This is a genomic window from Microcoleus sp. D2_18a_B4, assembly GCF_036702475.1.
Taxonomy (GTDB): Bacteria; Cyanobacteriota; Cyanobacteriia; order Cyanobacteriales; family Microcoleaceae; genus Microcoleus.
The window spans coordinates 1-23,214 of the sequence record NZ_JAUBTL010000005.1 but is presented as its reverse complement, the minus strand read 5'-3'; the positions used below and the strand labels follow the sequence as shown (position 1 = coordinate 23,214).

At 45.9% G+C, this 23,214-nt stretch carries 19 protein-coding genes; 9 read left to right on the top strand and 10 right to left on the bottom strand.

What is annotated here, in order from left to right:
* Positions 1-226 precede the first annotated feature (226 nt).
* The gene (locus tag QUB04_RS04225; protein ID WP_333281454.1) at positions 227-2,656 is read right to left on the bottom strand and encodes an iron uptake porin; all 2,430 of its coding nucleotides are present in this window, start codon (positions 2,654-2,656) and stop codon (positions 227-229) included.
* Positions 2,657-2,827: 171 nt separating this feature from the next.
* Here QUB04_RS04225 and QUB04_RS04220 point away from each other — a divergent pair, with 171 nt between their 5' ends.
* Positions 2,828-3,559: a sucrose-phosphate phosphatase gene (locus QUB04_RS04220; protein ID WP_333281451.1), complete on the top strand. Its 732-nt coding sequence runs from the start codon at positions 2,828-2,830 to the stop codon at positions 3,557-3,559.
* A 579-nt stretch (positions 3,560-4,138) separates the two neighbouring features.
* A complete protein-coding gene (locus tag QUB04_RS04215) occupies positions 4,139-4,492 on the top strand; it encodes a DUF6464 family protein (protein ID WP_333106534.1) in 354 nt (117 codons plus the stop codon).
* A gap of 40 nt (positions 4,493-4,532) precedes the next feature.
* Here the strand turns inward: QUB04_RS04215 and QUB04_RS04210 are convergent, their stop codons facing one another.
* From QUB04_RS04210 to QUB04_RS04200, 3 genes are all read right to left on the bottom strand, one after another.
* Complete coding sequence (locus QUB04_RS04210) at positions 4,533-4,718, bottom strand: hypothetical protein (RefSeq protein ID WP_333106532.1); 186 nt, start codon at positions 4,716-4,718, stop codon at positions 4,533-4,535.
* A 169-nt stretch (positions 4,719-4,887) separates the two neighbouring features.
* The gene (locus QUB04_RS04205) at positions 4,888-5,238 is read right to left on the bottom strand and encodes a late competence development ComFB family protein (RefSeq protein WP_333281448.1); all 351 of its coding nucleotides are present in this window, start codon (positions 5,236-5,238) and stop codon (positions 4,888-4,890) included.
* 74 nt (positions 5,239-5,312) lie between these two features.
* A complete protein-coding gene (locus tag QUB04_RS04200) occupies positions 5,313-5,621 on the bottom strand; it encodes a DUF1830 domain-containing protein (RefSeq protein WP_333281445.1) in 309 nt (102 codons plus the stop codon).
* A gap of 232 nt (positions 5,622-5,853) precedes the next feature.
* On the opposite strand from QUB04_RS04200, the gene QUB04_RS04195 reads away from it, so the two are divergent.
* Positions 5,854-5,997, top strand: a complete 144-nt coding sequence (locus QUB04_RS04195; protein WP_333281442.1) for a hypothetical protein — start codon at positions 5,854-5,856, stop codon at positions 5,995-5,997.
* A 690-nt stretch (positions 5,998-6,687) separates the two neighbouring features.
* Here QUB04_RS04195 and QUB04_RS04190 read toward each other — a convergent pair.
* The 5 genes from QUB04_RS04190 to QUB04_RS04170 form a co-directional block, all read right to left on the bottom strand.
* Positions 6,688-7,074: a response regulator gene (locus tag QUB04_RS04190; protein ID WP_333106528.1), complete on the bottom strand. Its 387-nt coding sequence runs from the start codon at positions 7,072-7,074 to the stop codon at positions 6,688-6,690.
* A 283-nt stretch (positions 7,075-7,357) separates the two neighbouring features.
* Entirely contained in the window at positions 7,358-10,819 is a 3,462-nt protein-coding gene (locus QUB04_RS04185) for a PAS domain S-box protein (protein ID WP_333281439.1), read from the bottom strand.
* 24 nt (positions 10,820-10,843) lie between these two features.
* Complete coding sequence (locus QUB04_RS04180) at positions 10,844-11,005, bottom strand: hypothetical protein (RefSeq protein WP_333281436.1); 162 nt, start codon at positions 11,003-11,005, stop codon at positions 10,844-10,846.
* 258 nt (positions 11,006-11,263) lie between these two features.
* Positions 11,264-13,186 (bottom strand): response regulator, encoded by a 1,923-nt coding sequence (locus QUB04_RS04175; protein ID WP_333281433.1) that lies wholly within the window; start codon positions 13,184-13,186, stop codon positions 11,264-11,266.
* A 202-nt stretch (positions 13,187-13,388) separates the two neighbouring features.
* Positions 13,389-14,675, bottom strand: a complete 1,287-nt coding sequence (locus tag QUB04_RS04170; RefSeq protein WP_333281430.1) for a chemotaxis protein — start codon at positions 14,673-14,675, stop codon at positions 13,389-13,391.
* Between the two features lie 243 nt (positions 14,676-14,918).
* On the opposite strand from QUB04_RS04170, the gene QUB04_RS04165 reads away from it, so the two are divergent.
* The 5 genes from QUB04_RS04165 (at position 14,919) to QUB04_RS04145 (ending at position 20,506) form a co-directional block, all read left to right on the top strand.
* Positions 14,919-16,022 carry an RNA-guided endonuclease TnpB family protein gene (locus QUB04_RS04165; RefSeq protein ID WP_333281427.1) on the top strand — a complete coding sequence of 368 codons (1,104 nt, stop codon included), beginning with the start codon at positions 14,919-14,921 and terminating at the stop codon, positions 16,020-16,022.
* A 564-nt stretch (positions 16,023-16,586) separates the two neighbouring features.
* On the top strand, positions 16,587-19,136 hold the full coding sequence (locus tag QUB04_RS04160) for an ATP-binding protein (RefSeq protein ID WP_333281424.1): 2,550 nt from the start codon (positions 16,587-16,589) through the stop codon (positions 19,134-19,136).
* Positions 19,129-19,296, top strand: a complete 168-nt coding sequence (locus tag QUB04_RS04155; protein WP_333281421.1) for a hypothetical protein — start codon at positions 19,129-19,131, stop codon at positions 19,294-19,296. The genes QUB04_RS04160 and QUB04_RS04155 overlap by 8 nt, the downstream gene beginning before the upstream one ends.
* Positions 19,297-19,298: 2 nt before the next feature.
* The gene (locus QUB04_RS04150) at positions 19,299-19,664 is read left to right on the top strand and encodes a four helix bundle protein (protein ID WP_333281419.1); all 366 of its coding nucleotides are present in this window, start codon (positions 19,299-19,301) and stop codon (positions 19,662-19,664) included.
* 101 nt (positions 19,665-19,765) lie between these two features.
* Positions 19,766-20,506 carry an N-acetylmannosamine-6-phosphate 2-epimerase gene (locus QUB04_RS04145; protein WP_333281784.1) on the top strand — a complete coding sequence of 247 codons (741 nt, stop codon included), beginning with the start codon at positions 19,766-19,768 and terminating at the stop codon, positions 20,504-20,506.
* A gap of 220 nt (positions 20,507-20,726) precedes the next feature.
* Here QUB04_RS04145 and QUB04_RS04140 read toward each other — a convergent pair whose 3' ends face one another.
* The gene (locus tag QUB04_RS04140) at positions 20,727-21,086 is read right to left on the bottom strand and encodes a phage holin family protein (RefSeq protein WP_333281415.1); all 360 of its coding nucleotides are present in this window, start codon (positions 21,084-21,086) and stop codon (positions 20,727-20,729) included.
* Between the two features lie 224 nt (positions 21,087-21,310).
* On the opposite strand from QUB04_RS04140, the gene mrdA reads away from it, so the two are divergent.
* Positions 21,311-23,125 carry a penicillin-binding protein 2 gene (gene mrdA / locus QUB04_RS04135; RefSeq protein ID WP_333281412.1) on the top strand — a complete coding sequence of 605 codons (1,815 nt, stop codon included), beginning with the start codon at positions 21,311-21,313 and terminating at the stop codon, positions 23,123-23,125.
* Positions 23,126-23,214: the final 89 nt, after the last annotated feature.

Sequence of the window (23,214 nt, the reverse complement as noted above, 5' to 3'; positions counted from 1 at the left end):
TAATTCCAATTTCGAGCTTTGCTGCAAAAGTGAGATGCTCCCGTAGAAGGAATCAGGAACAGTCCTGGACGCAGTACGATATCCAGAAACCGCGTTTTTTGGAAAAACCCGGTTTCTTTTGGCTGCAACGTGGGTATCTTGTATGGTGCGTCGCTACCAGATTTTCTATTTTAATTGCAGATGGGAGGGTAGCGACGCACCATACGGTATCTATTTATTCTGGAAATTAAAAACTAAACTGAGTCCGCAAATTCCCCACAAAAATTGTCGGGTTGTTATCGAAATTATTAGCATTCCAGATCGCATAAAATGCCGGTACGAGCGAAATATTCTCGGTGACAGGCAAATAATAAGTGGCTTCAATTTCGTACTGGTTGCCACCATTTCCCCCGCCCGAAACCAGAAACCTCCGACCGCCAGTAATGTCAAAAGGTACTAAAAATGAGGCTGTAAACACAGCTCCTTTTTTGAATAAATCAGGAAGTGCAAATCCTAACATATAAGATTGAGTTTTGATCGTGCCGTCGGGTCGGTCAGTCTTGGGAAATATATTGGTTTCGGCGTAGCCGTAGCGGCCGAAAAGACCGAAACGGCGGCTGAGCGACCAATCGAAATTAAAGCTATAAGTATTGGCAGTAGCATTGCCGAGACGGCCACCGAAACCGTCATCTGCCAAACCGTTAAGGGGCCTGCCATTCGGTGCTCCGATTAGCCCGCCAATTTGCTGGATGTTGGAACGGCTGTACAAAAACCGCAAATTTGCCCGATCGCTCGGACTGAATGTTAGTTCGGCGGTACTCGTATTTGTCCCACCAAACAAGCCTTGAGACGGATTGGAAGCGGAATTAAACACCGAACTGGGCAAAAATTCCATACTCTCGCCCAAATAGCCTAAACGCAGTTTCAATCGGCGGCTGATATCCCACAAAGCCAAAGCACCTGCGCCGCGTTTGGTAGCAGTTAACAAAGTGCTATTGTTAGAATTAAAACTGCTCGCACCGTCCACGAAAAAGCTAAAATTATTGTTGTCAAAGTAGCGGTAAAAATTAATTCTCGGGCCGATTACTAATTGCAACCTGTTGCTAACCGGGAACTGATAATAAAGTTCTCGCAGGATAACTTCATTGGGATTCACCCCAGCAGTCTGGTCGAGAAAAGGAGTGCCAAAGGTATTAAAAAGACCCGGAGAAGTATACTGATTTGCTGGTGAATTTCCGTTACCTACAGCTAGCTGTGTAACCAATTGGTCTTTGCCTGTAAAAGAAGTAGTGAGGGTTAACCAAATTAAGTGGCTGAAAGCAATTTCTGGGTCGTCCACTCTCTGCACGATCGGTCTGTTGGTGACAGGATCGCGTCCGGCTACTCGATCGAGCGGAGCAGCATTTCCATCTATTGCTTCAACTCGGACTCCCTCGCCCGCAAAAGCTCCACTCAGATTAAACCAAGCAAATCCGTTGAGTTTAGTAGTAGTTGAAAATTGGTTGGCCTCCAATTCGGCCGTGCGGGCTTCTAAAGCATCTACTCGACCGCGCAATGTAGCTAATTCTGCTGCAAATTCTTCTTGCAATCTTTGCAAAGCAAGTAAATCTTCTCGCTTGACTAGATTACCAGTAGAACCGCCAAGTTGTTTGGTAATTTGGTCTAAGCAAGCGTTTAATCCGGCGGCGAATTCATACCGAGTCATTGCGCGATTGCCTCGGAATGTGCCGTCTGGATATCCCGCAATGCAGCCGTATCTTTCTACTAGGGATTGCAAGGCTTGAAAAGCCCAATCTGTCGGCCGCACGTCGGAGAGTTGGGAAACAGAAGTGACTTGTGCTGCGTCTTCTTGTATGCTGAGGTCATCAGCGGTGCCTGTCTCGCTGCTGATGTCGGCAACTTTGCTGGCTTCAGCAACTTGTTGAGACTGAGGAGAGTTTGCAATTTCTAACTTCTGTGGAGGCAATTCGCGAATTGCCTCCGTTATTTCTGGGGTGGTTGTTGCACGATCGACTGTTGCTATATCTTGTTTGGGTAAAGCACGATTCACCCATGCTATATCTGTTTGAGGTAAAGCGCGATCGACTGTGGCTATATCTGTTTGAGGTAAAGCGCGATCGACTGTGGCTATATCTGTTTGAGGTAAAGCGCGATCGACTGTTGCTGCATCTGTTTCGGGTAAAGCACGATCGACTGTTGCTATATCTGTTTGGGGTAAAGCGCGATCGACTGTTGCTGCATCTGTTTGGGGTAAAGCGCGATTCACCCATGCTATATCTGTTTCGGGTAAAGCGCGATCGACTGTTGCTGCATCTGTGTCGGGTAAAGCACGATCGACTGTTGCTATATCTGTTTCGGGTAAAGCACGATCGACTGTTGCTGCATCTGTTTCGGGTAAAGCGCGATTCACCCATGCTATATCTGTTTCGGGTAAAGCGCGATCGACTGCGGAGTTAGTCTCTGCGGTAATCGCCGCTAACTGCGATATCTCAATCTTACCTGCTGCCAGCGCTGCGTCTGGGTTAGCCGTAGGGACGGCACTCGCTTCTAGCGCAACTTCTGGAGTTGAGGTATCCTGAATTTGAGCTGTTGCGGAGATCGGCCCCAAAGGCACTGCCGCACCAGAAATCAAGAAAGACAGCCAAAAAGCTTTAACCGAGGTTGCATTATTCACCATAAAACTCACACCACTTGTGGAAAATTAAATCTGGCCAATGTTAACCGATAAGCTTGCTTATAAATGTAGTGGGTTTAACAAATTCTTATAAATAGTTAAAATTATTTTAGGAAGCGAGCGATTCCCAATCACTAATCACTGATGACTACTGACTCCTGACTAATTCCCCAAATGAAGTTTTTATTAGTTACAGATTTAGACAACACGCTAGTCGGAGATGACGAAGCAACTCAAGTTTTAAACCAGCGCTTGCAATCACAGCGATCGCAAATTTGTTTGGTTTACGCTACCGGGCGTTCTTATGCTTCAACTTGCGAATTAATTGCCCAAAAGCAACTGCTAGCACCGGACTATTTGATCGCAGGTGTAGGCAGTGAAATTTACAAAGACGGAACCCTCGATTTAGATTGGGCGGAATATCTTTCTCAAGGCTGGGATAAAATGGCGATCGCCTCTTTAGCTCAGCAGTTTTCCCAGCTTAAACCCCAATCCCCAAAAGAACAAAATCCTTGGAAAATCAGTTATAGTCTGGAACCAGCAGCAGAAAATAGCTCGACTGTCCAGGCTTTGCAGGAAAAGTTAACTGAATCGGGACTGCCAGCTCAAATCATTTTTAGCAGCAATAGCGATGTGGATCTTTTACCGCAAACTAGCAATAAAGGCAATGCCCTTACTTATTTACAAAAACGCCTACAAATTCCATCAGAGGCAACATTAGTTTGCGGTGATTCTGGCAATGATATCAGTATGTTTGAACAGGATGTCCGGGGAGTAATCGTCGCTAATGCTCTATCAGAACTCTTAAAATGGCATCGCGAATGCGGCACTGAAAATCATTATTTAGCTGGTTCTGCTTGCGCTTGGGGAATCATGGAAGGAATGGCATATTTTTGGGAATTTTGATTGCCAAAAAATCGGTTTTATTTGTAGTGAGGACTTCAGTCCTCATACAAATCAGAGGACTGAAGTCCTCACTACAAACGCACCCGAAGCACCCCAAGTCCTGCAAACCGTTGTTAAAATCTGTTGAGGAATCTCAACCGCGTATCGATCGAACCTGCGAGTTGCGATACCATCACCCTGTACTGCTTTATACAACCTAATCGAACTGAACTTTAGTTACCTCAAGCGAGTTGAAGTTTATTTCCTCGCCTGTTGGGTGGAACTCACATCTTGCACCATTCTCAAGAAAAGGCTTTCCGGCCTGTTCCCCAAAAGATAAATTTTCTTGTGGAACAGGCCGGAAAGCCTGTTCAGAAAAGGCTAATTGAGAATGGTGCAAGATGTGAGGCCCAACGTAGTGGATGGAGTCGGCTATCCCAAGATAAGTCGCCTATTCCTCGATCGCCAAAAGTTATATAGTTAAGTTGAGCGCCTAAACCTAAATTACTCTCTCTATAAAAACTTATCTTTCTAGATGAACAAGATGTAGGTTGAGTCAACTATTTGCCCCTTTAGTTCAGTTCGCCAACGCACCGCCACATGGAACAAAATACTTTACCCGTAGAGGTGATTCTCTCTCACCCCCGCCAATATTTAGGTAGCCTGCGGCTGGATTGGACGCCACAACCGGGGAACTATGTAGATTTAGAGGGACAAACCTACGCTGTTTTGGAACGCCACCACCGCTATCAACTCAAATCCGGCCGCTACCGACTGCAAAAAATTGCCCTGTACGTGCAGTCGGCCACACCGCCGACGGAAAGAACTTTTGTAAGCGGCATCTGGGTTATCGGAGATGCTAGCTGTCGCTTTAATGCTCGATCGGAAATTCTGCGCTGTGCTGTCAATCCCAATGGCCCGTGCAACTGCTGCTGCGATTACCAAAAGTCTTGAACCATCAAGTCAATCGATTTTAGATTTTAGATTTTAGATTTTAGATTTTAGCAGGGAGCATCTCATATTTGTAAAAATACTTCTTCTGGCTCCTTCCTTCTTCTGGCTCCTTCCTTCTTCCTCTTTCCTTCTTCCTCTTTCCTTCTGCCTCCTGCCTCCTGCCTCCTGCCTCAAAACTCCAATTTCTAGCGGAGGGCTGCAAAGGTGAGATGCTCCCTTTAAGCATTGACCCCACGGATAAATTCGGGGGCGCCTTTATCGGATACAGGTTTTTTATTTCTGGACGGATGAATCCGGGGGCTTGTATCCTGGATGCTTTCGGTCAGTACACAATTCCACCTCGCCCAACCGAGAGTGCCGAGAATCTCGGCGTCTCCCTCATTTGCAACAAACTATCACAACCAACTCGCAACTCTGGAATCGAATTTAACTTCTTCAGGAACGCGGTAATCTATCTTCTGATAGCTGTGCAGCACGTCGCGAATGCCAGTATGAATCAAATTTTCTATGTGCAGCAACTGTTCTGAAGAACAGCGAACCTGAACTGTTTGGTTTGACGCAGACTCGCCGGAGTCGATCGCAGTATATCTATTAGGAACTCGGCTGAGTACATAAGCAATTAAATCCTGTCGCAATCCCGAAGGCGAAAAAGCTTGTTGGTATGGGTGCTTCGGATAAGACTCCAAGATAATTTCTACTTCCTCTGTGACTACAGCTAAGGTAATATTGACAAGATTTTTCTGCATTTTCCCCGTCCCCAAACACTCGTTAACTAATCTTTTTGTGGCCGTTCTCGCTCTCGTCTGATTTCTCATGAATTTTAACCGGCTAATACCGCCCATCGTTCTTCGGTCATCACCAGCTCGAACTCGGAACTTACCTCTTCTATAACCCGCAGCACGTAGCAGGGAATCTTGTCCGATAAAATAGCACTTGCCACCGTACCAGTGTGAATTTCTAAGACTGCTTCAGCAGCAGCTTCAAACATCAGTCGCTGTCCCGGAAACATCACTCTTTCAAAGTACCAATTAGGAATGTTCCCAATCCGAACCACCTGAACTTGGTTGCTAACATTTGCGTAATAGCACAGAATCTGCTTGTTACCTTTATAAGATAGCTGATCAGACATTTAAAAAATCTCCACACTCTTTCAAAAACTTACTGAGACTTGGCCTTGCCTGTTAGTAGCAATTACGAGTTTGGCTCTTGTTCAAACGACCGACTTATTTTTGGGGTGTTATTCGAGAGCGCGAATCACATCTTCAGTTATTAATTTTTGTAGCATTTAGTTATCCTGCCAACACTTAGAGGAATGGCGCAGAAACCCGGTTTTTCCCGGTATAAAACCCGGTTTGTTTGGTATGCAGGGCCTAGATCCTGACTTATTTAGGTTGGTTGTGCTGTGGCACGAGTTAATCGAAAGTACCGTCACTGCCCCGAACTCTCCTGACAACAGGTTCGCTCTTTGGCAGCGGAATGGTGCTGAGAGTGCGATCGACCTTTAGATCCAGAGCTAGGAGTAAACTTTATCTAAAAAATATGAGGAAATTATGAAGACCATCATTTTTTTTGATAAATATACTTTTGCCGAAGCAGGGATTACAACACTTAGGCAAAAACCGGGTTTTTTAGCTAAAAACTTGGCTGCATCTGTGATCCTGGGTTAAAAAACCCGGTTTCTGAGGGAACTCTGCGTAAATCTTGGATTAGCAGGCTGAAACCGGGTTTTTTAGCAAAAAACTTGGCTGCATCTGTGATCTCGGATTAAAAAAAACCGTTCTTGAGGCCAACCTGTGTAACTTCTGGAGGAGTTATTCTGCCTGTAAATATGGTATTAGCCGATCGGCTTTGCAGGTAACAAAAAACCCCGACTCCCTGAGATCATCTCTAGAACTTCTAGGGAATCAGAGTTTAAATTAACCAATCACCGATCCATCTCAAAGCTAAATCAAAAAAATGAGGAAATTATGAAAATAGCAGGAAAAACTAGAACTTTCCTAGACGCATAAACCCGGTTTATTAACATAAGTGCGTGATTTTTGCAAGAATCAAAGGAATGAGAAAAAGGATTTTCGATCGTCATCCGGCTTTAATGCCACTTTGATTCTTCCGTCGGCCTGGGCCGACTTTGTTTGTCTAGTAGCGGTTTCAACTGCCGAGTTTGATATCCTATCTGCGATGTATTTTACCCGAGTTTAAAGCAACGGTTCCCAACCCAGAATTTCCGCCACTTGCTGTGCCAAACTCAAAGGATCGAAAGGCTTTGCAATCACCCCCGCTACCCCCAAATCAGCAAATTCGCTCAAATCCATCGCCTGCACCTTAGCCGTCAGGAAAATCACCGGAATCCCGCGAGTAGCCGCATTGTTTTGCAGCAAACCAAACAGAGTAAGTCCGTCCATATCCGGCATCATCACATCTAGCAGAATAGCGTCAGGGAGTTGAGTTTCAGCTAAAAGCAATCCTTGACTGCCGTCGGGCGCGCTTAGTACCGTCCAGCCGCCTAAATGTTCCAGACACGCCTGAATCACGCTGCAGAGGTTTTTTTCATCATCGATTACCAGAATGCGCTTTGCTGACATAATTAAAACTCAAATTTTAAATTAATCATGGTAAACCGAAAAAGGACTTACGCACGCTGCCTCCTCAACCGGGTTTCTTGACAGATATAGCAGAAAGAAGAAGCAATAAAATTAAGAGTTTCAGCACTTAAAAACGTCCTAATCGTCGGGCGCGGTTGCTATATTATGCCGCTCACCTACTTAAACCGAGAACAGAAAAATCGATATATAGCCCTTGCAAACTCATTCTCCCCGCGTGCGTTGCGAGGAACGTTAGCTTTCGCGATGTCTTATGAAAGCAATCTCAAAACTCCAAACTTTTTCCCCCTTCGCCTTCCAACTGTGCGGGCACTGTGAAATAGAAACTGCTTCCTTCTGAGAGAACACTTTCGACCCAAATTCTGCCCCCGTGCTGCTGTACTATGCTGCGACAGATAGCCAAACCCAAACCCGTACCTCCTTTTTGGCGGGAGTCAGAAGCATCCACCTGTTGAAACCGTCCAAAGATAGTTTCTAGTTTATCAGCAGGAATCCCCCGCCCTCGATCTTTGACTTCAAATAAAACCCGTGAAGCGTAGCTATCCCGTAGGGAATCGCCCAAATCTTCAACCCGGACAGTTACTGTACTCCCTGGAGCCGAGAATTTAATCGCATTGCTCAACAAATTTACCAGGAGTTGAACGATTCTGTCGGGGTCAGCCCAAATTTTTGCTGTTTGGGGCAAAATCGACAAATCAATGTTATTTTCAGCAGCCAAAGAAAGTACAGATTCTGCAGACTTCCGCATCAAAACCTGGGCATCGCACCACTGCTTGACGAGGATAACTTGGCTTGATTCGAGCCGCTCTAAGTCTAGAATATCGTTTACCAAACGCACTAACCGTTCGGTATCGCTCGAAGCGATTTCTAACATCTGTTTGGCAGTTTCCGGTTTATTTTTCAGTACCCCAGCCGCCAGCAAACCTAAAGAACCGCGAATCGAGGCAAGCGGCGTTCTCAGTTCGTGGCTGACAATCGAAATAAACTCATTTTTCATTTTTTCAATTGCCCGACTTTCTGTGATATCTGTGACTGTGCCGACGTGACCAATTAGTTGATCTCTGTCGGAAAAAATCGGAGCTGTTTTAAGCCGACAAAACCGGATGGTTCCGTCTCGCTGGATGTGGCGGAATTCGCAGGAAAATTCCCCATCTAGCGATTGCGATTGGGGCCACTTAGACAGAATTAGTTTGAGGTCTTCGCGGTGAACAAACCGCATCCAGCCGTTTCCTAAAGCTGCTGCTGGTGTGAAGCCACCAATTGCTTGACAGCGAGGATTTGTATAGGTACATTTCCCCTCAGTATCAATTTTGAAAATACCCACGGGGGAACTCTCGCTCAGAGAGCGAAATAAAGCTTCGCTTTCCCGGAGTTCTGCTTGAGAGCTTTCTAGTTCTCTGGTGCGCTGCAAAACTCGCATTTCTAACCGTTCGTTGAGCTGTTGGAGGGCGGCTTCAGCAAATTTGCGATCGCTAATATCCCGGTGCACTGATACCCAGTGGGTAAACTCACCATTTTTGTCCGCTATCGGCACAATGCTCATTTCTACCCAAAATTCCGTCCCGTCTTTGCGGTAATTGATCGAGTCAACCCGCACCGGCTGCCAGGTTTTCAAAGCTGTCCGAACTCGATGGAGACTGGCGCGATCTGTTTTTTGTCCTTGCAAGATGCGCGGCGTTTTGCCCACAACTTCTTCTAGGGTATAGCCGGTCATCCGCGTGAAAGCTGGGTTGACATAAAGAATTCGCGGGCCCGGTTCCTCAATCGGTTCAGCTTCGGTAATTAACACGGCGTCGTTAGTGGTGGTGACTACTAATTCCAACAGGCGCAACTGTAATTCTCTAGCTTTGCGATCGGTAATTTCTGTAACAGTCCCCACCATCCGCACTGCATCGCCTGCTTCGTTGTAAAAAAACTTACCTTTCCCCTCCATCCAGTGAATGCTGCCGTCGGGCCAAACCACGCGCTTTTCGTGACAGTAATCTCCTCGCTGGGCGATCGCCTGATTTATAGCATTCTCCATACTTTTTATATCTTCTGGGTGAACGCAAGCTGCAAAACTTTGATAAGTTCCGGCAAAAGTGCCCGGGATCAACCCAAACAACTCTTCGTGTTCCCTCGACCAAACTATGCGATTTTTCTGCACGTCCCAGTCCCAAAATCCAATTTTGGTAGCCGACAAAGCTAAGCTGAGTTGCTCATTGGTTTTCCGCAACTCAATGCTAGTAATAGCAACTCGAAGTTCTCGGGCTATTTCGATTTCGCACGGCTGCCAAGGCAAAGATTTTGACCTCACAGTTTCTTGCCACAACTCAAAGGAAATGCGAGGAGACATCAATCGGCTGCCATCCGCTTTAAGTTCAATTTGCCCCTCTGGTGGACCTGCCCAGTTGACAGTTTGAAGTGCTTCGGGACGGAACCACAAAATGTAATAATTTTGCATCTCGGACATGGCAAGTACCAGCAAACCGCTAGCAACTTCTTTAAACTTCTCGGCGGGCGGATACAGTTTTGAGAGAGAATCTGTATAAAAAACCTCATTATTTATTTGAGTTTTTATCCAAGCAATTAAGTTTTCGATTTCTACCAATTCCGGGGTTTGCCCGATGGTTGTTAAACTTTCATTTGCACACACAACTCCACCAGTAGCACCCACTAAAGCCAGCAATTCATCTCGGTATGTTAGTAAACCTTCTACAAAGCAGTTTTTTTGATAAATTTCCGTGATAAATTTTTGGCAAAGTGCTTTTAAATAAATTGCATATTCCCGGTCTTCGCTATCTTTTTTGTAGCTGAGTTCTAGATTTACAAACTTGGCTAGCAGTTCGCAAGCGGTTCTTGTTTCGTAGTTGACATACTTTCGTGTTGGGTGGTGACAGGCGATCAATCCCCAGAGTTTTTTATCTTTGATTAATGTTAGGGTCATGCTAGCGGCAACGTTCATATTTGTGAGATATTGAACGTGGCAAGGAGAAACGGTTCTCAACAAAGAACCGCCCATATCTAAAGGGCGACCCGTCAGCGGATTGCAGTGAGGAATTAGTTCTACAGGCTGACAGTTAATATCGGGAATAAACCGAATTAAATTCATGTGGAAGAGGTTTCTTGCCTGGGCGGGGATATCGGTAGCCGGATAGTGCAGTCCCAATAAAGGAGCCAAACTTTCTACTTTGTCTTCGGCGACAACTTGTCCCGCCCCGGTGGCATCAAATTGATAGACGATCGCTCGATCGAAACCGATGATCCTCCGCACTTCTTCAACTGCTGTCTGACACAGCACTTGCAGGTTTGGTGTTTTGTGGATTTTGTCGATCGGCTCTTGGACTAAATTATAACAATTGAAACAATCGCTCGTTTTTGGGGAAACAACCGACTCTAGTTCAACAATTAATGCTGAATTTGATTGATGCAGCGTCCCCTCAAAAAAAGACTTGCGGTCTTGACTTTTGAATGATAATCTGAGCGCGTTACGTTGTTGGTCGTTTTCAAATAAAGCTTTTTCAATAGCCTCAATTTCCTCAATCTCGACAAATTCCTCTAAAAATTGATCCAAAAGTTGTTCGGGGTAAAGGCCCATCGCCTCAAAAGTATTGTTGCTAACTTGCAAAATTTTCAACGCCGGAGATTCCAGCACCAAAAGGATGCCGTGAGGTTGAATGGAACCCGGGGCGTAAATTAGTTCGCAGTCGCTGTTATTGAGAGTGCCTGTGTCTGAGGGCAATACCATTGCTTTCAACTGATTAATACTTCTCTAAATTAGTCTGTGTGGGAGCATCTCATATTTGTAAAAACACTTATTATGGCTCCTTCCTTCTTCCTCCTTCCTTCTTCCTCCTTCCTTCTTCCTTCTTCTTCTTTCCTCCTGACTCCTGACTCCTGACTCCTGGCTCCAATTTCTAGCGGAGGGCTGCATAAGTGAGATGCTCCCGTCTGTGTTCTCGGCGGGCTAGCATCAATCAACAGCACCGCGTCGCAATCACACACTCTAACAATCCCCAGTCTTGGCTAAGGCTTCCTGATTTGTTTCGGACACGCACTGCATATTTGCTCCTAGTTATCCCATTAAAAAAAAAGAATACAAGTGTAGGTACGCGATCGAAACCCATATCTCATCAGTCATTCCCACTTCTTCAATTCTTTAATTCTTTAATTTTTTAAATCTAAAATGGGATTAGCGCTGTGCCTGAGCCAGTCTGTTTCTCAGTTGAGTCCGCTCCAAACGATTCAGGAGGCGAGCAATCAATTCCGGTTTCACGATCGGCTTGTTCACGTAGTCGTCAGCACCTGCGACAAACATTTGGCGCACTATTTCCGATTCGGAATGAGCTGTCAAAAATAGCACGGGAAGCTTGCTCCAGCGCAAATCGTTGCGAACTGCCAAACACAGCTCGATACCGCTGTAACCGGGCATCTCCACATCTAAAATTAGCAAATCGGGACAAGTCGTTTCGAGTACCTCCCAGAACTTTTCGGGATCGTCCAATGTTGTTACTTGAAATCCCCAAGGTTTTAGAATCACTTGCAGTGCAGCCAATAGATGCACGTCATCGTCTACCACCATAACTTTAGCTTCAGCAGGGCCAGTCTGGTCGATTAGTTGGGCGACTGCTTTGAGTATATCTGCTGGGGGCATAGATTTGTGTAAAAAGCCCGAAGCTCCCAAACGAGCAACTTCTATTCGATCGCTCAATTGATTGTGCCCGCTAAAAACCATCACCGGAATTTCGGGTTTTTCACGGAGGAGTTCGGCTAGGAGAGAAAGTCCGTTTTCCTGAGCTTTGGAAAATGTCAAATCCAGCAAAATCGCGTCGGGAGGCTGTTGAGAAATCGCATTTCTTGCCGCTTGCGGAGAGTTGGCGACTTCTATCTGGAAGCCGGAACCGGATGCTACTGTTTTGAGTTGATCGCTCCCAAAATTATCATCCTCAACAATCAGCATTCGGCGCTTTTGGGAAACCGCAGGAACCAAATCGCCTTCTGGTTCGGGCGACGGGCGATCGAATATCTGTTTGATCTGATGCAGAAAGCCTTCAATCTGCTGAGCCGTATCCGGTTTCCAGATGTTTTCAGGCTTGAACAAATGTTCTATCTGGCGCGCAACTTCCGAACCTTTCGGCAGCCCTAACGTGCCCAAAGAACCGACTAATTTGTGAGCTTGAGCCTGGGCTTCCTCGCGCACTTCGCCCTCCAAGCTTCCGTTTTTCAGTTGAGCGATCGCGCGATCGAATATCGCCACCTTTTCTATAAAATTAGCTTTTAAATTTTCCCGCATTTGGGCAATCGCATTCAAGACTTTGAGACGGCGATCGTCTTTGTTTAATTCCTGGCTCGACTCGCTGGATTCAGGAGATAAAGTCTCTTGATTTTTAGCAGTTTCTGCCGTTTCCTGCCCAACTTGTTGGCTCTCAATCTCCTCCGGCAGACTTTTGAGCCGATAGCCCAATCCGTACACTGTTTCCACTAAATCTACTGTCATCCCGGCTGCTTTCAGCTTCTGCCGCAGCCCCTTGATGTGAGCGGTAACGGCTTCTTCTTGAGGAAATTCGCCGGCCGACCAAATGCGATCGAGGATGGCGCTGCGACTGAAAATGCGCCGAGGATTTCTCAGGAAAAGTTCTAGCAAATTGTACTCTTTGGGAGTCAAGTGCAGCACTTTTTCGGCATAAGTTACTTCCGTAGTGTCCGGGTTGACTTGCAGTTTTTCCCATGTTAAATTTGTACTCGACAAAGTTGCCTTACCCCGGCGCAGCAAAGCCCGAATTCGAGCGATTAATTCTTCGAGATTAAAGGGTTTGACCACATAATCGTCTGCACCCGCCTCTAAACCTTGGACTCGATCGTTGCTGCTATCTAGCGCTGTCAGCAGTAAAATCGGCATTTGGCAGCCGGACGATCGCAATTTTCGACACAAACTAATGCCGTCGAGTTTAGGAATCAGCACATCCAAAACAATCAGGTCGTAATCGTATGCCTGCACCAAATGCAACGCTGTTTCACCGTCGGCAGCAGCATTCACATTGTAATTGTGAGAGTTCAGCGCTTGAGTCAGCAAACTGACTGTAATTGTGTCATCTTCTACCAGCAGGATTTTCATAAACGTCACCTGTCCTTCCAACTATTATTGGAACTTTTTATCGGTTTTTGGGGCTAATTAAATAGCCTTTTTACAACTTAATTTAAAAATCCCCCACCTTCAGTATAACAAATAGTCTTCTGCAAATAGAATAATTCTAAATTATTATTTTTATTTTATTTGTTTTCTTCTCGAAATATTTCATTAGATTCGGGCTGGGATTTTATGGCTTTTTGGACTTCAGCGCCTGCTGAATCTTTTGAATCAGATATTGCGAGGAATCTTGATGTTTAACTAAGTCTTCTAACTCGGAGACCGCTACTTCGGCGTGTTCTATCTCTTGAACTAAAGAATCAGCGGTAACACTTTTTATGCCGGCCAAAGGTTCTGGGATAGCGGTCAATGAATTGAATTTTTTTTCCGCTATTAATTCTTCCAACTCTAGCAGGGCCATTTCTGCGCGATCGATCTTGATCGTCACGGATTTAGCCACATTAGCACCCGCTCTTGCTGCCTCCGTGAGTTCGTGAACTCGCAGTTTAAACCGACTGGCAATTTGCTCCATTTGAGTCCCCAATTCAAAAGTTTTACTTGCCAGTCTGCCAATTTCTAGACTCACTTTGCTCAGACCGCTGGGCTGACTTCCCATTTGATTGGTAACTACAGCCACCTGTACTGCTAAATGCCTGACTTGTTCGATCGCCTCCCGGATGGTTCGGGAAGTGCGGTTAACCGTTTCTAAATCATTAGCTATTGCTTTGCCCACGCCCAAAATTTTATCTGTATTGTTGCAAATAGAAGTAGCACCTTGAAAAGTAGCTTGAAATGCTTGGCGACCTTCGGAAGAAATCAGTTTCGCAATCCTCACAAATCGCTGATTCATTTGAGCAATTTCTTCAGCTTGTTTGACCAGTGCCACTTGCTGGGCACTGGGATTCGTATGCAAGTTTTCTATTTGACGTTGTTGGATTTTTAAAAGCTCATTACATTCGTGAACCTTAGCCTGTTCTTGTTGAAGTAGCGCCAAATACTTGTGTCTTTCTACTCGGTATTTTTGAAGAACTTTGTTAGCTTGTGCTAAAAGTTGTGACTGGGTAATTACCAGAGTTTGAACGTCCAACAGGCGGTAGCTTTGGTTTTCCATTACCACAATAATCGGTTCATAAATTAAGTCTTTGTGCCTGTTGAAAGACGCTTGCACGGCATCGTCAATTTTCCAGTTTTCCGAAAGCAGCAAAGGCGGAATTCTCAGAAAATCTAACAAGGCTCGAATCGGGTGTGACCCGTAAAGTTCTACGCGATCGGGAAAACTCATTTGCTCTCGAAATTTGAGGCGAGAAATCATGCCCAATACCTGTGATTCATGAGTAATAATGACTCCCGGCAGGTCGGGTTCTTGCTCAAATCTTTCAGCCACTACCTGTCCTAGAGTTGCAGCGCTCACTTGGAAGTCGTGACACGGCAGATGTCCGATCGTGAAATCGGGGGTGAGTTGAGTTGGATTGCTCATTTACCCGGATAGTGTTAAGTACAAGTTAACAAATTATATATTAATATTATACTGGAATAACATTGTTGAAAGTAGTCAACGACCCAGCACGGAAGTGACTGGGCTTCGGGCCTAAAACTTCATTTTCAGTTGAGCAGCCTGACACCTTTGATGTCTAGGTTTTTTGAGTTAGACTAAATCGCCAAATAGTTTGCTAAACTTGTCTATAATTTACCAAACCCCCTAGTCTAGGTAAGCTTAACTATGTTTGCCGTCAAACGAGCGCTACAATTGAATAACAACGAAGCGACCTTGATGGCAAAACACGCAGGATGGAGGCGGCTCGTCTTCAATTTCGGGTTAAGCTTGCGGACTCAAATGTATAGTGAGGGCAATCTTTCGGACTCGAAGGTGATAGACGAAGTTAAAAAAGTTCTCACTAACCACGTCAAGAAACAGCCTGAATTTGCTTGGATGAACCAGTTGTCTAGCCGAGTTTACCAGAACGCTTTAATTGACTTGAAAGATGCCTTTAGTCGCTATCGTTCCGGGAAAGCAGGCCATCCAAAATTCGCCAGCCGCCGGAATGGCCAATCTTTTAGGGTCGATTCATCCAATGGGAAAGTTCTGCTAAGTGCTGGCAAAACCATCAAGATTCCTACATTGGGAACGTTTAGACTTTACGAAGGCCTAGAATGTGGTTACGTGTCTCAAACTTTCACTATCTCAAAAGAAGGAAGTCGCTGGTTTGTCTCATTCTGTGTGGATGCAGAACGTCTACCAATTCAACAGCCTGAAAGCTCTGTAGGAATTGACGTAGGTATTAAATATGCGGCCACGCTATCAAACCAGCAAGTTTTTGATGCACCAAAACCGTTAAGAGCCAGTGCGAAAACCAAGCTTGCTACTTTACAGCGAAAAGCTTCAAGACAGGTAAAAGGTTCCAAGAACCAGCGTAAAACCTACAATAAAATCAGCCGACTTCACGCACAAATAGCTTGTATTCGTCAAGATTTCCTACACAAGTTAACAACTTACTTAGCCAAGACTTTCAATTTAATCAAGATTGAAGACTTGAATGTCTTGGGGATGATGGCAAATCACAAGCTGGCGGGGGCGATATCAGATATTGGGTTTTACGAGTTCAAGCGTCAACTCGATTACAAAAGCCTGATGTATGGAGCGAATTTAGTGCTGGTAGACCAATGGTTTCCTAGTTCTAAAACTTGCTCTAATTGTGGCAGCAAAAAAGATATGTCATTGGGTTTTCGGACTTATGATTGTCCTGCTTGTGGTATATCAATCGATCGCGACCTCAACGCCAGTATAAATATTTTGAACTGGGAACCCTCGGCTGGAGGGGGATAGCCTACTGATCTTGGGATAGCCGACTACCCAATAGCGTAGGAAGTAAACTCGGATGCTCTAAAGATGGCTTTAGATAAGTTTAGGTAAGTTTTACAAAGCAGTAATGACACCAAGCGGATGCGTAGCTAGCCCCCTGTTCTGTCGTTAAGGGTTAAACATTTTTATTTGGGTTAAGGACGTACCATTAGCCGAATCAGCTCAGAAAACAAAGGCGCGTGCTAACTTCACCCCAGCAATGGGAGTGGAATTGCTTAGTTTCCATCAACAACCCGGTTCACAAACACGACCAGAAGCGATCGATTATACAGCCGTATCCCTTCCCCCCGTTTTCTCCTACCGCTTTCGCGCTCGTAAAGCGCTGGAGCGCGGGTCACTCGCCCAGAAGAAAGAGGACAACTATAGGGACAAATTAGCTCTCTGGCTCCGGGGCCTTCTATTACCTACTTTCTGACTACTGTCATCTCCAGTCTGTTGGATCGACCGCGCCTGCTGTGCCCCAGGTTCCGTCCTCACAACAGGGGCATTCATATTTTGTTCTTTAAAACAACCGGGAAAATATCTAGATTGAAACCAAAAACCTTAAATCGGACTTTGCCACTAGCAACCTTTGAGGCTGCTTACCAGTTGTTACAGCAAATGGCTGAAATCCCAGGGGCGATTTGGCTGACCGACGATGTGATCGCTGATTCTCAAAATCGGGAAAATTCGTCGGAAAGGTTTGCAGCAGTAGTATCAGAGCATTTTAGCGCGCTGCTGCAGGGCAATCTATTAGATGAGTTCGCAACCAACGGACACAAGCACAGCGAAAAAAATCTCCCTTCGCAATTGAATGTGCAGTTGACTTTCGACCCCGGGGCGATCGCCAATTTCCTGTCTCCCCTCGCAGACAAACTCGCAGAAATAACGCCCGCACCCTCGTGGCAAATTGACATTCCCGCCCTCAAACAAGCAATTAAAAATATACAGCCCAACTCGGCCGTTCTTCAAAGCGAATTTACCCTAAATTTGCTGGATATTCTCGCTGCCCATGCCAGCCCAAATAATCGCCTGCCCCTACACAGCCAAACAGAAATAGAGGGAAAATCGGCGCCCAAAGTTATAGATCCAGAAACGCTACAGAGCCAGATTGCCGAAGCAGTCAATCAATTACAAATAGCCACTCCCTGCATTTCATTTTGTCAGCCAGTGGAAGATGCTTTGCAGCAGCAGCTCGAACAAGAGCGACTTTTGAATCAGGTGACAACTCAAATCCGCCAGAGTTTAGAATTGCCTGTAATTTTGTCAAAAGCAGTCGAGCAAGTGCGAGAGTTTTTGGAGGTCGATCGCCTGTTAATTTATCAATTTGAAAAAGTGCCAGCGCCGCACAAGGGCGAGTTAGCTAAAGAAATACCTGCGGCGGTTTCGGGGTCTGGCGAAATCCCAGAAAAATCCGGGTCTTACTTGTATTTAGGTCGCGTTACCTACGAAGCTTTAGCCAACGATGCTATCTCGTCTGTACTAAATTTTAGTGAAGACGCGCAGTGTTTTACCCAGGGAGTCATTGACCGAGAGAAATATCACAAAGGTTTGGCTTTGTGCGTCGCGGATGTGGAAACAACTTACTCTTCGCAGCCTTGTTTTTTAGAGTTGATGCGGCGGGCGAAGGTGCGGGCAAAGTTGCTAGTGCCGATCGTAGTTCAAGACGACTTGTGGGGGCTGCTAATTGCCCACCAGTGTACTTTTCGCGAGTGGGAAGAAAGCAAAAAAACATTTTTGCGACAAATAGCAGAACATTTGGCGATCGCCATTTACCAAGCCGAACTTTATGCACAAGTCCAGCAGCAAAAGCGCACCTCAGAACAGCGCGTAATAGAGCGCACGCGAGAACTGCGCGATGCACTGGTTGCCGCCCAGTCTGCCAGCCTCGCCAAGAGCGAATTTTTGGCAGCTATGAGCCACGAATTGCGGACTCCTCTCACTTGCGTCATCGGCATTTCCGACACGCTGCTGCGGTGGTCTTACGGCAAAGTTGGCAGTAAAGAAGTTCCAGTGGAAAAGCAGCGGCAGTACCTGCAAACTATCCGAGACAGCGGCGACCACTTATTAGAATTAATCAACGATATTTTAGATTTATCGCAAGTAGAAGCTGGAAAAGCAGTATTAAAAATTAGTGAATTTTCACTTTCTAAATTAGCTTCTCAGAGCCTGCACGCCCTCAAAGAAAAAGCTGTAGCTAAAGGCGTGGAACTGCTGCAAGAACAGCGGATAAAACAAGAGTGCGATCGCTTCATCGCTGACCCGCGCCGCTTGAGACAAATTCTCTTCAATCTTTTAGGAAATGCGATTAAATTTACTCCCGAAGGCGGGCAAGTAATCCTGCGAGTTTGGGTGACAGAAGATAAAAATCGAACGCCTGCAGTGCGGCAGCCCGGTACTGCACCTGCTGGCAGTACCGCTGTTTTTCAAATCAAAGATACCGGCATTGGAATTCCCGAAAATCAGCGATCGCTTTTGTTTCAAAAATTCCAGCAGTTGGATTCCCCCTACCGCCGCGAATACGGCGGCACCGGTCTAGGATTGGCTTTAACTAAACAGTTAGTAGAGCTTCACGGCGGTGCGATCGAAGTTAACTCTACAGTTGATGTCGGCTCTACTTTTACCGTTTTTATACCCATCCAAACTCAAAGCAAAGATGAATCCACAAAATTTAAATATGAAAAATCGAATTCATCTTTACCGCTGCATTCTTCCTCCTTGCGCGGCAGCCTCGTGCTCGTCGAAGAAGATGAAGAAACTGCCATGCTGATTTGCGATATCCTGACAGTCGCAGGAATGCAAGTGGTGTGGATGATTGAAGGTTCGGCGGCGGTGGAACAAATTGAACTTTTGCAGCCCAATGCTGTGATCGTCGCTATGCGTTTGCCCGGTATGAGTGGCTGCGAAATAATTCACCAACTGCGCCAAAAACCCGCTACTGAAAATATCAAAATTCTGGCTTTAAGCGCTAATGAAATTCCCGCAGATCAGATATCTTTCGTGACGGCGGGAGCTAACGATTGTTTGGCTAAACCGATTCACCCTGAGCAATTGCTTGACAAAATTATTTCTTTAATGGCTGGGATTGGTAATGGGTAATTGGGCATGGGGCATGGGGCATTGGGCATTGGGCATGGGGCATTGGGCATGGGGCATTGGGCATGGGGCATCGGGCATGGGGCATGGGGCATTGGGCATGGGGCATGGGGCATTGGGCATTGGGCATGGGGCATTTAATATAATTGAGTTTTTTAGGTAATTATGGGAAGACCTGATTTTGAGGAATTAGAGGTTTATAAGTTGGCGGAAAGTTTGGCGAATCAGATTTGGGAAATTGTTAAAAAATGGGATAATTTCACAAAAGATACGATGGGCAAACAGATCGTTCGGTCTGCTGATAGTGTCTGTGCTAATATTGCTGAAGGAAGAGGTCGTTATAATGACCAAGATAATCGGCGTTTTGTAAAAATTGCGAGAGGCTCTTTGTACGAAACAATAAATTGGTTAAGATTAGCCTATGCTAGACAACTTATCACCAGCGAAGAAGTAAGCAAATTTAAACCAATTGTCGATAAATTACTACCAAAACTTAACGCTTATTTGAGTTCAATAGGGCACAGGGAATAAATTACAAAAAAAGCCCGATGCCCGATGCCCGATGCCCGATGCCCGATGCCCGATGCCCGATGCCCGATGCCCGATGCCCAATTCCCCATCCGCAATTCCCCATGATTAATTGTCGAATTCCTACAGGATTAATTGTTTCTTGTCAAGCACCTACTGATTCGCCGCTGCACGATCCGATCGTAATTGCGGCAATGGCTCGAACCGCTATCAATCGAGGTGCATCGGGCGTGCGGATTGACACTCCGGCTCACATTGCGGCGGTGCGAAAACAGATATCCGCTCCCATAATTGGGATTTGGAAGCAGCAATTGCCGGGATGCGAGATTTACATTACTCCTCGGTTTGAAGACGCGCGGGCGATCGCCGCTTCTGGAGCCGATATTATCGCCGTTGATGCTACTCTGAGAAACCGTCCTGCTGGCGGCGAAGATTTAAAGACATTAATCGCCCAAATTCACAGTGAATTGGGCAAATTAGTGATGGCGGATGTAGATACAATAGAAGCTGCGATCGCGGCAGCCGAAGCTGGTGCAGATACTGTAGCAACTACTCTTTTTGGCTATACTGCCCAGACGGAAAATTTATCGCCGCCGGGATTTGATTTGCTTGCGGAAATGGTAGAAAAGCTTAAGGTTCCCGTTATCTGCGAAGGGGGGATATCGGGGCCGGAAATGGCTAAAAAAGCCTTGGATTTAGGAGCGGTGGCTGTTGTTGTCGGGGCAGATATTACTGGGATCGATGTTAAGGTGACAGCCTATAAGTCGCTGATGGGGAAGGAAGAAGGAAGTTCGGCAACGGATTGTTTAACGGATGTAACGGATGTAACGGATGTAACGGATTGAAGGAAGTTCGGCAACGGATTGTTTAACGGATGTAACGGATGTAACGGATTGAAGGAAGTTCGGCAACGGATTATTTAACGGATGTAACGGATGTAACGGATTGAAGGAAGAAGGGGGGAGAAAGATTCGGCGATAGAAATCGCTTGTAGAGAAACGAAACGCGCAAGGTAATGGTGGGAAATATCGGGCGATTTCAATCGCCCTTTATCAGGGGAAGTTGCTAAATCAGCGCGCCGTTGATAAAGCTGCTAACTACAGCCAAGGCGATCGCCCCCAGTACCGCGCTCCAAAGGCCCATCCGCAAACTAAATCCTTCAACTAACTTCGCAGCCGAGGCAAAAACAATCACGTTCATTACAAAAGCAAACGCGCCGGAAAGCAATCCCAGCGTCAGCAAGTTCGGCACGAAAAAAACTGCTTTCAGAATTGGCAAAATTAAAACATTCAACATTCCCAAAACCGCAGCGGAAATTACTGCTTTCGGTGTGCTGTCAATTTGTACGCCGATCGGCAGTTGAGAAATTAGCAGCAAGCTGCTGCCCGTCACCAGCCAAGCAATCAAAAAATCGATCGGTTCCACAGCGCCCCTACCTCCTTAACAGTTGAATTGTCAGAAAAACCTGATATTTAACATATATCTTATATACCTTAATTAAACAATCCGGCTGATTCGTCTGCCAATCGACAGAATTTATGTCTGTTACTAAAGAGTTAGAAGTTATAATCCCTGTAATCATCTGCCCAATCATCCGGATGGGGCCCGTATCAACCTGTTAGTTGAATAAAAAGAGCAGATTAATTAATATGGCTGGCGATTTTTCTTTTAACTCTAAAGTCCGATTCGACAAAAATGGCTTGGACAATGCTTCACGGCAACGCAGCCGATCGCTCCAAGTTATGATTTTTATGCTGATCGTCACTACCTTGATGGCGCTACCAATATTTCGTCTAGCCGAACTGCAACTGGTACAGGGAGCCTACAACCGACAGCGGGCGGAAAATAACCGCATTCGCCCTGTTTCAGTCCCAGCGACTCGCGGTCAAATTTTAGACCGCAACGGCAAAATTTTTGCGGCCAGCCGCGTATCTCGATCGGTCTATGTGTGGCCAAAAGAGCGATCTGCCAAGGAGTGGCAAGAGATCGCCGCTACACTGGGCCCGATCGTCAAACTGCCCGCGGCCGAAATTGTCAAAAAAATCGATGCCGCTGGCTACAGATCGGCCCTGCCAGTGCGAATTAGTAAGGATATCGATGTAGGTACTTTCGTCGCTTTGGGAGAACAAGCTAATAGTTTGCGGGGAGTGGAAATTCGCGTAGAATCGAGCCGAGACAATCCCCACCAGCAATTAGCAGCTCACCTTTTGGGATACGTCGGCGAAGCTAGTTTAGAGCAATTAAAAGCTAATCCTGCATATCCGATGGGGATGCTCGTGGGTCAAATGGGAGTTGAAAAATTAGCCAATTCAACTTTAGAGGGCGTTTGGGGAAACCGTTTAATCGAGGTGAATGCTAAGGGCGAAGAAATCCAAGATTTAGGTGTCAAAGACCCTATCCCCGGCAAACCGGTGCAGCTAACTTTAGATTTAGATATGCAGAAAACTGCAGAAAAAGCTTTGGGCGATCGCCTGGGTGCAGTTGTGGCGATCGACGTAAAAACCGGAGCTCTTTTAACAATGGCTAGTTGGCCGACATTTGACCCCAATATTTTCACCCGCAAGGTGACTCAAACAGAATGGGATCGACTGCAAGGGCCAGAAAAACCGTTTTTAAATCGAGCGGTTCAAGGCTATCCAGTCGGTAGCACTTTTAAAATTGTCACTGCTATAGCGGGGATGGAGTCGGGCAAGTTTTCTCCTGACTCGACTGTGGCTACTTCTTCTTCAATTACGATCGGCGGAATTTCTTTTAACGAACACAGCGGCGGTTACGGCGTTATCGGTTTCCGCGACGCTTTAGCATACAGCAGCAATACGTTTTTCTATCAAGTAGGTATGGCTGCTGGCCCCGAACAAATGGCAAAAGCGGCTAAAGCGATGGGCATTGGCGGTACTATTAATTTAGACCTTTTGGGGTTGGAATCCGCCAATCACGGTCAAGTTCCGATACCTGCTGAGAAACAGAAAATGTATGGTGAAGATTGGTACGTTGGCGATACAGTAACAATGTCGATCGGTCAAGGTTTGGTACTTTGTACTCCCTTAGAATTGGCTGTGATGGTGTCAACTGTTGCTAATGGCGGTTATCGAGTTCAGCCGCATTTATTGGCTTCTCAAACCAATACTCCTATTACCAAAAAAGTTCCCACAGGTATTAAGCCTGCAACTTTGAATGTTGTTCGCCAGGGATTGATTGACGTGGTGAAAAAAGGTACTGGCAAACGCATGAATGATGGTACTATTCCTTTAAGTGCTGGTAAGACTGGGACGGTGGAAATGCCCGGTCATCCTGACAATTCTATGTTTGTGGGTTTTGCTCCTGCTGACAAACCGGAAGTTGCGATCGCAGTTATAGTTGAAGGCGGCGGATTTGGTTCTGTATCGGCGGCACCAATTGCTCAAGAGGTATTCCGAACCTATTTTCAAAAGCAGGGCTTTAAACCTACTAATAAGCCTCTCTAGTCATTAGTTAATAGTTGACTGTTGACTGTTGACTGTTGACTGTTGACTGTTGACTGTTGACTGTTGACTGTTGACTGTTGACTGTTGAC